At 57.4% G+C, this 12,608-nt stretch carries 9 protein-coding genes; 1 reads left to right on the top strand and 8 read right to left on the bottom strand.

All coding sequences use genetic code 11. The annotated features are described in order from the left end of the window. Window positions 1-323 precede the first annotated feature (323 nt). The 6 genes from LOC70_RS06680 to hemB form a co-directional block, all read right to left on the bottom strand. Window positions 324-1,703, bottom strand: a complete 1,380-nt coding sequence (locus LOC70_RS06680) for a hypothetical protein (protein WP_230252713.1) — start codon at window positions 1,701-1,703, stop codon at window positions 324-326. Next, the gene (locus tag LOC70_RS06675) at window positions 1,700-4,228 is read right to left on the bottom strand and encodes an ABC-2 transporter permease (protein WP_230252712.1); all 2,529 of its coding nucleotides are present in this window, start codon (window positions 4,226-4,228) and stop codon (window positions 1,700-1,702) included. The genes LOC70_RS06680 and LOC70_RS06675 overlap by 4 nt, the downstream gene beginning before the upstream one ends. Next, window positions 4,225-5,229 carry an ABC transporter ATP-binding protein gene (locus LOC70_RS06670; protein ID WP_230252710.1) on the bottom strand — a complete coding sequence of 335 codons (1,005 nt, stop codon included), beginning with the start codon at window positions 5,227-5,229 and terminating at the stop codon, window positions 4,225-4,227. Before LOC70_RS06670 ends, LOC70_RS06675 begins: the two co-directional genes overlap by 4 nt. Before the next feature lie 79 nt (window positions 5,230-5,308). Beyond that, a complete protein-coding gene (locus LOC70_RS06665; protein WP_230252708.1) occupies window positions 5,309-5,716 on the bottom strand; it encodes a GntR family transcriptional regulator in 408 nt (135 codons plus the stop codon). A gap of 1,477 nt (window positions 5,717-7,193) precedes the next feature. Then, entirely contained in the window at window positions 7,194-7,847 is a 654-nt protein-coding gene (locus LOC70_RS06660) for a class I SAM-dependent methyltransferase (protein WP_230252707.1), read from the bottom strand. 91 nt (window positions 7,848-7,938) lie between these two features. After that, window positions 7,939-8,907, bottom strand: coding sequence for a porphobilinogen synthase (gene hemB, locus LOC70_RS06655; RefSeq protein ID WP_230252981.1), 969 nt, complete (start codon window positions 8,905-8,907; stop codon window positions 7,939-7,941). Between the two features lie 251 nt (window positions 8,908-9,158). Here hemB and LOC70_RS06650 point away from each other — a divergent pair, with 251 nt between their 5' ends. Next, window positions 9,159-10,706, top strand: coding sequence for a family 16 glycoside hydrolase (locus LOC70_RS06650; RefSeq protein ID WP_230252705.1), 1,548 nt, complete (start codon window positions 9,159-9,161; stop codon window positions 10,704-10,706). 912 nt (window positions 10,707-11,618) lie between these two features. On the opposite strand, the gene LOC70_RS06645 is transcribed toward LOC70_RS06650, so the two are convergent. Next, on the bottom strand, window positions 11,619-12,146 hold the full coding sequence (locus tag LOC70_RS06645; RefSeq protein ID WP_230252703.1) for a hypothetical protein: 528 nt from the start codon (window positions 12,144-12,146) through the stop codon (window positions 11,619-11,621). Between the two features lie 69 nt (window positions 12,147-12,215). After that, window positions 12,216-12,605 (bottom strand): hypothetical protein, encoded by a 390-nt coding sequence (locus LOC70_RS06640; RefSeq protein WP_230252701.1) that lies wholly within the window; start codon window positions 12,603-12,605, stop codon window positions 12,216-12,218. Window positions 12,606-12,608: the final 3 nt, after the last annotated feature.

The following is a 12,608-nucleotide window of genomic DNA, read 5'->3' as shown; positions in this document are numbered from 1 at the left end:
TGGTCCGCGACACTCTTAGCGGTCGCGGCGCGAGCCGCCCGGTGTCCACCAACGCTGGCGCACATGCTTTTTCCGCAAATGCCCCAACACCCCGAGCAACCAAGTAGCCGACCGGCATGAGCCGCGGTTGCCACACTCCATCACGAGCAATTCAAACCACCGCGGCCGCTCAAACCTTGCCGAAACCCAACCCCAGCGGACCACGGAGTGGTCCGCGACACCCTTAGCGGACGCGGCGCGAGCCGCCCGGTGCCACTGAACCGCAGTCGCACCATGGATCGAACGCATCGCGATACCCTCGTTCATTCACCATCCGAAACCATTCAATCAAACCAGATCTCAAATCTCTTCGCGCGTCCCGCGCCCCACTTCCGCTCGCTGTAGGGAATGCGACCAACGCCGGGCTCCTCCTCACCTTGATTCGTCCCGTCATCGGTCCACAAAACCGCGACCGCCTGATCACCGTCTTTTGATCCGTCGCCCACACGATAGCCAAGACGCTCTCCTGTAGTGAGCGTCCAATCATCGTCATTTGCCCCGACCGTTCGCAACGCATCCAACGAACGCGGGAACTGCCCATCCTCAACCTGGTATTTACGCAAATTGATAGCGGTCAATGTCCACGCCAAACGATCACGGAACGAATCTTCTTGCCGTTGTCCGTACGCGGTGGCAACGCCCCAACTGTCGCGCACGTTGCGATTGAGAGTCGCTGAAGGTACGGAAACCAAACTTCGCGATTCATCAGTGAGCGCCTGCTCCTTGGCTTGCCACTCCTTGCGATCGCGGCGTCTATCACGAATGCCTTCAACATCATCGCGCCGCTGCATCCACTGCAACGCTGCCAGTGCATGAACCGCGGATGCGCCGAAGGGCTGCGTCGATCTCAGGTTAGGCTCCGAGTATCGCACCCAAACGCCACTGTCCTGCAACGGGTCCCACGCCACAAAGCTCGCCAACCGAGAATCGTTCCACTCAGCGGAATCGATGGCCTGAAAACCATTGGATAGCGACACGAGCCTTTGGAGTTGCTCTTCGTTCCAAAATTCATGGGTGACCGACGTCCGTACCGTGCGAAACCAAGCGTCCATCAAACTCGACTGGGCCCACACCTGAAAACGATTCGACGCGTTCAACGTCTTGAGGAACATCCGCCACTGCTCGAGCAACGAAAAAGCCAGTTCGGACTCGCCGGAGTGATAGGCAAACTGAAACTCATCCTCCAAAAGTTCCGGGATCGCCGCATAGTTGCTGGACGAATGCCAGTGCCAATGGGAATAGAAGTGCATCTCCAATGGAATCGGAACATCACCTTCCAACAATTCCCGAAACTTTGCCATCAACGGGGCGGCTTTTTCGCTCATCAGCGCGGCGAACGGTTCTGCGGGCCATGGCTGCCCGGGAGGGACAAGTTCGTCAATTCCTTCCACGGAATCGCGAGACACTTCTCGCAACGCGACGACCGCATCGAACAATTCAGTCCACTCCGCCGAGCGTTCGTCGAACTCCGCAACGGTGTAGCGGTCACGAATCTGCGTGGTCGTGACGGGCAAGCCTTGATCCGCCAGTTCATTGACCGCGGACCGGTATTCACTTTCGGCCCAATACTCTCGCCCGATACCCCACGCGATCGCCAGCACCGCCAACAACGGTGGCAACCACATCCAAAGACGATACCGGAAGTCCGATGTTTGATGACTCATTGCTCTATCTCCTCAACGGTTACATTAGGCTCCTCAACGGACGCATTTGTTTCAGCCGGCTTCGTTTCTTCAATCTGTGGCTGCGACGCCTCTCGTTGCCATATCTCCCGACCTTCGTTCTCCCACGGTTCAAACCAGCTGACGGCGGGAAAGCCATAATGTCGGCGAGAGTGCCCCACGTTCTTCGCCGACGGAACGTTGTCGCCGTAGGGCCCGGTTTCAAAGTCGCCGCCTGGACGCCCCAACAATTCATGAAGCGAACGAAACTCCGATTCCAAATCGCCCCCCTCCTTTCCCTTCTCAAGAATCCACAAGCACTGATCCACCACTGCGCCGAAACCTTGTTGAACGATGCTCGCTCGCCATTCCAGCGGAACTTGGTCGAACCAATCATCATTCGCGCTCACGCCATACCGATGTCGAGATCCGGGTAACTCTCGATCGATGTACCAACTCGCCAGGAGAGCTCTTCGTCGGGCCTTTTGCCTGTCGTCGAACGCCCCCACTTGTTCCACTGCTCCTCGGAAAAATGGCTCTGATTGCAATGGCTGCAGGGCCTCATCCGACAGATTTTCGACCAGCCACTCCTCCACATAGTCCGCCATCTCTTGGTCGTACCAGCGCACGCTCAGTCGTAATCGTTTGGCGACAGTGGTCAGGCGATCAACAAACGCGGCCAGCTCTTCCTTTGCCTGCTCGCTAGGGTCCCGCTTCCATTGCAACTTGGCGAGGGAGGTCATCTCTAGGCTGCTTTGAATGATCCATGTGTCAGCCCGCAGCGGGGTGTCGTCTTGATCCCCAATCACCATCCACGTTTCCGGCGACATGTAGTCCCGTTGTTGGAAACGCTTCACCGCGGTTTCACCATCAATGTCGCCATACACGCTTGAGTAATCCTCCCGAAGATCGAGATTGCCCATCCGCATCGAGGTGAACTGAAGAGCATTTCCTTGGCTAAATCGCCTTGCCTCCGGCAACAGTTCCGCAACTCGCTCTTCTGACATCGCCGGAAATCGCGACTTTGCAATCCAAACGGGAACACTCGGCATGATCGAGAACAACAACGCTGAGACGACCACGACCGACCAGTAGTTCCTACCACGCCTTCCGTCCATGAAGTCACGCATGGTCCACCATGTGCCAATGAAAGGAAGAGCCACGACCAAAAGCAGCCAACCCAAGCGAACACCGTTGCCCACGCCCGCATTGACCAGCAATGCCAAGGCAACCAACGAAAGCACCGGTGCCAAGAACGCAGACGCCGCCAGCATCGGAACGACTTGGCTGGTCCATTGCGACACGCCGTACACCACGGCAAACACCAACAACAACGTGAACAGGGACACCTCGAACACCAATGGCTGCTCATAAGCGTCGGGGCCCACCGGCGTTCCTAGAATTGACTGAACTCCCACGATCAGCAAGGCAGTTGCGGACAGCAAACTGACCGCGAACCAGTGACGCCCGACCCAAGCCCGCCACGGCGAGACGCCTCGATCAGCAAGGAACTTCAACCTTGCTGCCGAACCGTCCCCGGCGAACACAGCGACGCCCAACCAAGACACCGCCAGCATCGCCAAACCAATGGCGATCTGGATGCAAACCAACTCCCAATTCGATGGGCTTCCAACATGGTTCGTCAAAATCAACCAGGCCACCGCACCAGCCAGTAGTGGCACGCTCAAGCCAATCGACATCCATGGAGAACCGTGAACGTTCTGCCACACCAGCGATGCAAGCGAATCGCGAAACGGCATGACCGTTGGTGCCGAAACCTCCGGAGGTCGCCATGCATCCGGCGACGACATCGATTCACGACCAAGCAGCTTCTCCGGCTCATCGGCTTGCAAATCGTTCAGCCCCGCTCGATAGGCGAACCACCCCGCGATGGGAATCGCAAAGAGAGTGACGAGACTCATCACCCAAGTTTTCTGTGTCACATTCGTGTACTGAATGGACGATGAATGCGGCAATGCGAACCAAATTTCAGCAAACAAAAACGGCAGCAGTGCCAGCGGTATGATCCACACCAACGCCGGAAACGCATTCTTGTTTCGCCACGAGGTGTAAAAGCCGCACAACAACACATACACCGAATGCAGAAACCAAAACGCCGGATGGATCTGTCTCCACTCTGACAATTCACCGACGCCACCGCTGTCCAATCCAGCGACCAAGCTCAACACGCCGCATCCGATCCACATTGCGATCAATCCACCAAAGGCGACGACCAATTTGGTGGCAACGATTGGTCGTGTCGGAATCGGCAGCGAAGCCAGCCAACGTAACGAGCGTGTCTCCTTTTCATGACTGACCAGAATCGCACCGGCTCCCGCGGCGAACAACGCTGGCATGATCAGCGGAACAATGTCCCCCGCCGCCCGCAACGTGATATTGAGCTGCCGAGACGTTGACGCCCACACAAGAATCAGGAAAGCAGACACCGCGAACAACATCCCGATCAGCGGAACAATCTGCTTTGTCTCCTTCCAAAACAGGCCTTGCCATACACGTGTCTCGTTCATGATCGCTCTCCCGTGGTGACCACCTCCGAGTCGGACTGCGATCCACCGCCATCGGGTTCACTCGCCGGTCGAGACGCACGCGATTGCTCTGGCGGATCCGCCGGTCGAAAAAAGCCTTTCCGCGTGTGGGCAATGAAGATCTCCTCCAGCGTCATCGCTCGTTCACGAACACCAATCACGCCTTCCGCCGATTCGATGTGCGGAATCATCGATGCATCGAAGTGCCGAACCAGGACGCGGCGTTGTCGACCTTGGTTTTCTTCCAGCAACGTCTGAGCGGGCTCGGGCAACGTTGGCACTTCGACCAACGAGTCATCCAGCGAAACAGTGAGCTCCGTCATGGAACCTTTCAAGTCGTTCAGTGGTTCGCACGTTTGCAATTTGCCATCGTGCAAAATCCCGATCGTGTCGGCGACTCGTTCCACTTCGTTGATTTGGTGACTCGAAAGAAACACGGTCCGTCCCGACGCGGCCCGACCGATCATGCTCTCCAGAAATTCACGTCGCACCATCGGATCCAATCCGGACGTTGGCTCGTCCAAGATCAACAATTCCGGGTCATGAGCCAGAGCAAGCGACAACGCGATCTTCGCCCGCTGCCCCTTGCTTAACACGCGAATTTTTCGATCCTCGGGGATCTCGTACCGAGCGATCTGTTCGCGATAACTGTCATAAAAACCGTCCGGATAAAACGACGCCGTGAACCATCCGATCTGGCCCACGGTCATCCAGTCGTACAATGCCGGGTTGTCGGACACATAGCCAACACGCCGGCGAACCTCCAACGGCTGTTTCAGCGGATCAAATCCGCATACGTTGGCGGATCCCGAGGTCGGTTTCTGAAATCCGGTCAGGATTCGAATCAACGTGGTTTTGCCGGCTCCGTTTTCGCCCAGCAATGCGAACACCGTCCCAGGTTGAATCTTCAAATCCACTCCCATCAATGCGTCGCAACCACGGAATCGCATGGTGAGTTGGTTCGTCGAGATGACTGAATTCATGTCACGGTCCTGCTTCAAAAAGATGAGTGAGGTGCACGTCCAAGAGGCCGACGCCGGTGCGTGCGACACCGGCGATTGATCACTGCAATTCCGCGATCGCTTCGATGGTTCCTTCGAGGCTCTGAAGTTGCTCATCGACGAGCTTTCGAACCTCCTCCGCCGACAAGCCCGCTTGCAGAGCCTCGGTCAAGACAGCCGACAGTCGATCGGCCAGCATCGATTGCCGCTGTTTGCGACATCGCTCCACCGCGCCTTTGCAAACCACCACGCCGCGACCGCGAAGCGTCTCGATCACGCCTTCCGATTGCAGCTCTTGGAACGCGCGAGCCACCGTGTTTGGATTGACCGCGAGCTGCTGACTGAGCTGCCGCACGCTTGGCAACAATTGGCCCGGCCGCAGAGTCCGCTCCGCCACCGCAAACTTCACCTGACGAACGATCTGCGAATAGATCGCCACGCCATTGGAAGGATCCACTGTAAAAAACATGTTCGCACCGATGTCCCAAACTGGCTAACTGGTGTACTGGTTACACGGTACAGCGATCACAAAAGAGCGTCAAGCAAAATCCCAACGTTTTTTGGCAGGCTACCTGAGCGACGCGGCAGCCCATTCCCCACGAATCACCCCCAACCGCCGACCGGGCGGCGATCGCCAGTGAACCAAACGCCTCCATCAACCAAATAGCCGATCGGCGTTAGCCGCGGTTGCCCTGCCAGAACCGGCCCCAGCGGACCACGGAGTGATCCGCGACATTCTTAGCGGAAGCGGCGCAACCCGCCCAGTCTCAAGCAACACACAACAACATAGTTTCGTTGCATACCCACCACAATGACAGACAAAACACCTCGAGAAACCAAGTAGCCGACCGGCGTTAGCCGCGGTTGCCACGATGCTCTGAGAAGCAACTCATTCTCACCAAAAGAACTCACGCACACCAATAATCAGACCGTGCAACTCACACGCCGTGCACAATCGTCCGGTGGAACCGGACTTACGCGTCAATGCCATTCAAGCAAACCCAACAAACCGGCTTGGCAAACGGACAAAACACCTTGAGCAACCAAATAGCCGAACGGCGTTAGCCGCGGTTGCCCTGCAGAAACCAGCCCCAGCGGACCACGGAGTGATCTGCGACATTCTTAGCGGAAGCGGCGCAAGCCGCCCGGTGTCACGCAACACACAACAACATAGTTTCGTCGCATACCCATCACAAAGACGGACAAAACACTTCGAGAAACCAAGTAGCCGAACGGCGTTAGCCGCGGTTGCCAGGTTCTTCTGAGAGGCCACTCATTCTCAATAGAAAACTCACGCACACCAATAATCAGACCGTGCGACTTACACGCCGTGCGCAATCGCCCGGTGGAACCGGACCTACGCGTCAACGCCAATCAAGCAAACCCAACACACACCACCCTGGCAAACGAACAAAACACCTCGAGCAATCAAATGGCCGATCGGCATTAGCCGCGGTTGTCCTGCCGAAACCAGTCCCCCAGCGGACCACGGAGTGATCCGCGACATTGTTAGCGGAAGTGGCGCAAGTGCCCGGTGTCAAGCAACACACAACAACATAGTTTCGTTGCATTCCCACCACAAAGACGGCCAGAACACCTCGAGCAACCAAGTAGCCGAACGGCGTTAGCCGCGGTTGCCACGATGCTCTGAGAGGCCACTCATTCTCACCAGAAAACTCACGCACACCAAAAATCGATTCCTGCCCACACGCCGTGCACAAACGTCCGGTGGAACCGGACCTACGCGTCAACGCCAATCAAGCAAACCCAACCCCACCGCCCTGGCAAACGACCAAAACACCTCGAGCAACCAAATAGCCGAACGGCGTTAGCCGCGGTTGGCCCGTTCTCGCGTAGCCATCGCCCCACTTCAAACGGCCCAAACCCAGCAAAATTCGATCCCGAAACACAATCGCCCGGTGGAACCGGACCTACGGGAACGAAAACTATCTCTGCGTCAAAACCATGATGCGGATCGGGTGCTCGGGATCGTCTTCCATCTCCACCGTGTGCTCGGTGTAGTTCCACGGCTTGTCGGCAACCCACCGAGAAAACTCGGTCGCGATCAATCGTTGCGGGTCACTCAAAATCAACTGACCATCGTCGGTCAAATGCTCCGATGCCGACTGCAACAACTCCGGCCACAACGTCCGCAAGTAAGTCACATCGCTTCCCAAAATGAACGGGAACTTCTTCGGCGCGAGCGAATCTTCCCCCAATCGGAACACCCGCACATCCGCGTGCAATCCCAACCGCGACAAACTCAGACGCACCAATTGCAAGGGATCTTCCACACCATCGGTCAACGTCACGCGAGCACCACGCAGCAGCGCTGCAATGCCAGCGTGCCCCGTCCCGCAACCAACTTCCAAAACGTCTTGATTGTGAATTGGCACTCGATCCAAAAAACGATCCAATCCGGATGCCGCACGCCACGTGGTCGCCCAAAACGGATCGATCACGCCTTCCTCGCCAGCATCCTGACGCTCGCAAGCTTCAATCAGCATCGCATCGGGATCCGACGCGACAGCGAGCGGGCGTTTTTGCCCGGCGATCAAGGTATCTTCCCAGTGCCACGCAAACGAAATGGAATCAGCCATGGTGATGTCTATTTAAAATGAACTTCAAAAGCGGCACGGGCATTCCGCCGGTGATCAAGCAAACTCAAATAAAAACCTCAACGCCACCACATCAACCGCGACGTAACCATTCCGCGGCGTCCGCGGCGAAGTAGGTCAACACGCCATCGGCACCGGCTCGTTTAAATGCCAGCAAACTTTCTAGCATCACCGCTTCGCCGTCCAGCCATCCAGCATCCGCCGCACCGCGCAACATCGCGTACTCGCCGCTGACTTGATAAGCGAACGTCGGCACGCCAAAGGTTTCTTTGACGCGAGCGACAATGTCCAGATACGGCATGCCGGGTTTGACCATCACGCTGTCGGCACCTTCCGCGATGTCCATCGCGACTTCCGCAATGGCTTCGTCGGATTGCGATGGCGATTGCTGATAAGTCTTCTTGTCCGCCGCCCCCAGGTTCGCCGCGGAGCCCACCGCATCCCGAAAGGGACCGTAGAACGCGCTGGCGTATTTCGCCGCGTAAGACATGATCTGCACACCGTGGTGACCAGCCGCGTCCAGCGCCGACCGGATGGCTCCGATGCGTCCGTCCATCATGTCGCTCGGCGCGATGATGTCGCACCCTGCCGCGGCCTGCACCACTGACTGCTGACACAACACCTCGACCGTTTCGTCGTTGATCACCTGCCCATCCCGCACCAAGCCGTCTTGTCCGTGGCTGCTATACGGATCCAAGGCCACGTCCAGGATGATGCCGAGCGAGTCGCCGACCTCGTCCTTGATCGCTCGTGTCACTCGACAAACCAAATTGTCCGGGTTGATCGCTTCTTTGGCGTCGTCGGTTTTCAGCTTCGGATCGGTCGCGGGAAACAACGCAATCGCGGGAATGCCCAACTCAACGGCTCGTTTGGCCGCCGCAACAATCTCTTTTTCTCCCAGTCGATTCACCCCCGGCAGCGAACCAACCGGCTGCTCCCCACTGCCATCCATCACAAACAACGGCCAAATCAAATCGTCGACCGACAACGTCGTTTCGCGAACCAAACGCCGCGCCCAATCCGTCGAACGCACTCGTCGCAAACGGGTGGCGGGATAGGGAGCACGGGCGGCGGGGGGACCGGAAAATCTGGACAATTCGAGCCCTTCGAAATCGATGGAGCGGACGGAAATCCAGCGACGCTCAAACGCATCGCGGCTTTCGATCGGGAAAACGCAGCCTCCATTTTGCGTCACAGATCCCATCAAGCCTACCCGACCGATCCGCGAAACGATCTGTTAAACTATGCGGCTGAGAATCCCCCACCCCACCTTCTCCTTCACACTTCATACCGATGAAATTTCGACTTTGCCCTCCCATCGCCGCACTCGCGATCGCAGCCGCATCTAGCTTGCTATTTGCCAACCTTTCCGTCGCCGCTGAGCCACTGAATGTGCTGCTGGTGGACGGCCAGAACAACCACAAATGGCAAGAGACCACCCCGCTGATCCAAGCCACTTTGGAATCTGGCGGCTTTGCCAAAGTCACCGTTTTGACCGCCCCCGGGAAAGGCGAAGATAAGTCAGACTTCGCCCCAAAATTCACCGACTATGACGTGGTGGTCAGCAACTACAACGGAGAATCCTGGTCACGCAGCACCGAAGAATCCTTTGAAGCGTACGTCTCCGGTGGCGGTGGATTCGTCAGCGTTCACGCCGCGGACAACTCCTTCCCAAAATGGACCGCCTACAACCGCATGATCGGCTTGGGCGGATGGGGCGGCCGCAACGAAAAAGACGGCCCCTACGTTCGTTGGAAAGAAGATCAAAAGAAGTTCACTCGCGACATGTCCAAAGGTGGCGGTGGCCAACACGGCAAACGCGTGCCCTTCATGATGGTCGTGCGTGATGACTCGCACCCCATCACCGCGGGTCTGCCCAACTCTTTCATGCAAGTCGCCGACGAGTTGTACGGAAAACTTCGCGGCCCGGCCGAAAACATGCATGTTTTGGCAACGGCATACAGCAACCCGGCGACCGGCGGAACGGGTGAACACGAACCGATCTTGATGACAGTTCACTATGGCAACGGACGAGTCTTCCACACCACGCTTGGTCACGACGTCGCAGCAATGAAAGGCCTGGCGTTCCAAACCACGCTGCGTCGCGGAACCGAATGGGCCGCCACCGGCAAGGTTTCCTTGGACTCGGTGTCCAGCGAGAAGATGGGCGACGACGACGCGGCACAAGGCGAACCCGCTGAGGCGGCACAAGCGGAAGGCGATTCCGCTGATCAAGCAACCGCCGGAGTCAACTTCGACGCCGCTCCTAATCTGAAAGCGGAAGGCTGGGTATCGCTTTTCGACGGCAAGAGCTTGGACGGATGGAATCGCAAGAATGGCACGGCTCAATACCGCGTCGAAGAAGGTTCGATTGTCGGCAAGACCTCCGAAGGCAGCCCAAACTCGTTTCTCTGCAGCGACAAGAATTACGGCAACTTCGAATTGACGTTCGAAGTCAACGTGGACAACGGCCTCAACAGTGGCGTCCAAATCCGCTCGCAATCTCGCGAAAAAGGCGGACGAGTCTTTGGACCGCAAGTCGAAATTGAATCAGCTCCCGGGGAAGCTGGCTACTTGTACTCGGAAGCCACCGGTCGCGGATGGATCACCAAAGAACAACCGGTGAAAGACGCCTACAAGAACAGCCAATACAACCGTTACCTGGTTCGCGCCCATGGCAACCGATTCCAAGTTTGGATCGGAGACCAGAAAATCACCGACATCGAAGATCCCGAATCTTCCACGGAAGGCTTCCTGGGCCTGCAGGTCCACGGCATTAAAGCCGGCACCGGCCCCTACGAAGTCCGCTGGCGTGACATCCAAATCCGCGAACTGAACTGATTCGCATCCGATCCTCAAAGAGATCCTCAACGCAGCATTTGCACCACAAACGCTGCGTTTTTTCGTGCGCCGCCGAAAGCCTCACGAACGAGCCAAAAACCACCCAGCAAATTCCCCCTGCGGAAACCCAACCCCTCGAGCAACCCGGCAGCCGATCGGCGTTAGCCGCGGTTTCCATGCGACAGACTTCGTGTGCGTCGCCCGCGGAACAAACAAACGCGACGAGATCGAATCTTCCACGCCACTCCAACCAGCGTCCGGTGGAACCGGACCTACGGCTCACCAACCTCCAAACGGCCCAATCGCTCGAGCAGCCTAACAGCCGACCGGCGTTAGCCGCGGTTTCCATGCGACAGATTTTGTGAGCGTCGCTGGCCGGACAAACGCGACGAGATCGAACCTTCCACCCCACCCCAACCGGCGTCCGGTGGAACCGGACCTACGGCTCACAACAATCTTAGCGGACGCGGCGTAAGCCGCCCGGTGACACCCTCACCAACATACCGTTCCCGCAAACTCAACCCCGCCGAGCAAACAAACAGCCGATCGGCGTTAGCCGCGGTTCCCACGCGACAGGTCTCGTGAGCATCGTCAGCCGAACAAACGCGACGAGATCAAACCTTCCACCCCACCCCAACCAGCGTCCGGTGGAACCGGACCTACGGCTCACCAACATCCAAACCGCCCAATCGCTCGAGCAACCAAGTAGCCGACCGGCGTTAGCCGCGGTTCCAATGCGACAGGTCTCGTGAGCATCGTCAGCCAAACAAACGCAACGAGATCGAACCTTCCGCACCACCCCAACCAGCGTCCGGTGGAACCGGACCTACGGCTCAAACGCAGGACCACGGAGTGGTCCGCGACAATCCCGCCGACCCTGCCGTCATCCGCCCGCGTCCACTCTAATCGCACTCAAGCCGACGGTTCCCGACGCATTTCGCCCAACGAATCTCGGCGAACCGGTCGGAGGAACAAATGCAAAAACACCGCGGTGCCCACAATCACCGAGTGAAAAACGCTCAACATCGTCAACCGGTACGGGCCCAACTGAATTGTCTGATTCAAATACCCGAACCCGAGCAACGTGAACATCGTGGAGAACAACGCCGTCAACACGACAAACGGCAACAACATCGGGTAATTCAAGATCGCTCGGTACCGCATCGCTGGAATCACGCTGGCCGCGAGCCATCCCATCCCGATCGCCACCAGTCCAGGAACCACAAACGCCCACATCAAATACGCATTGTTCGCGGCCCACACAAATCCCAAGCTGGCGTACCAAGAAAACGACAGGTACACCGGACAAATCATTGCGACGCCCACTCCGATCGCAACGGCATGCACATGCGTTACAGGCCGACGCCAGTGAACGCGACTCTCATTCGCGTCGCCATGGTGCTCACTCGCAGTCGATGCAACGGCATACGGATTGATCATCCTTCAACACCTTCCGGGTAAACGACTCGTGGCCGACGCATTCCAGCGAATCGGCAACGCGGAACACCTTCACTCCGACTTCTTCCACCGATAACCTCGCGCGAGCACCTGGCCGTTCGTACCCAATGTCGGAGCGTCATAGACTTTTTCATATCCCAGGCGGCTCATTCGATACTCGTAGGCCCATCGCGAAAAGTTGTCTGACGCTCGGTCGCCCACCTTCACCACAACACAAATCAACGCGCACGCCATCAAGCACATTCCCAGGAACTGAAATCCGATTTTGGAACGCACATCCAAGTAAGTTTCAGTCTGCTCGGCCATCAACCCGTAGCCAACCCAAACCACCGCGACGACACCGAGAACGATTGCCGCAACAACGGGCCTCACCACGGTGAGATCAAAGTACCCCAAAGCAACGGGCAGCACGAAAAACGATGCCAAACTAAAGCGCAACATGGT

The sequence above is a fragment of the Rhodopirellula halodulae genome, assembly GCF_020966775.1.
Taxonomy (GTDB): domain Bacteria; phylum Planctomycetota; class Planctomycetia; order Pirellulales; family Pirellulaceae; genus Rhodopirellula; species Rhodopirellula halodulae.
The sequence above is the reverse complement of the archived record's forward strand: the minus strand, read 5'-3'. Positions and strand labels throughout refer to the sequence as shown.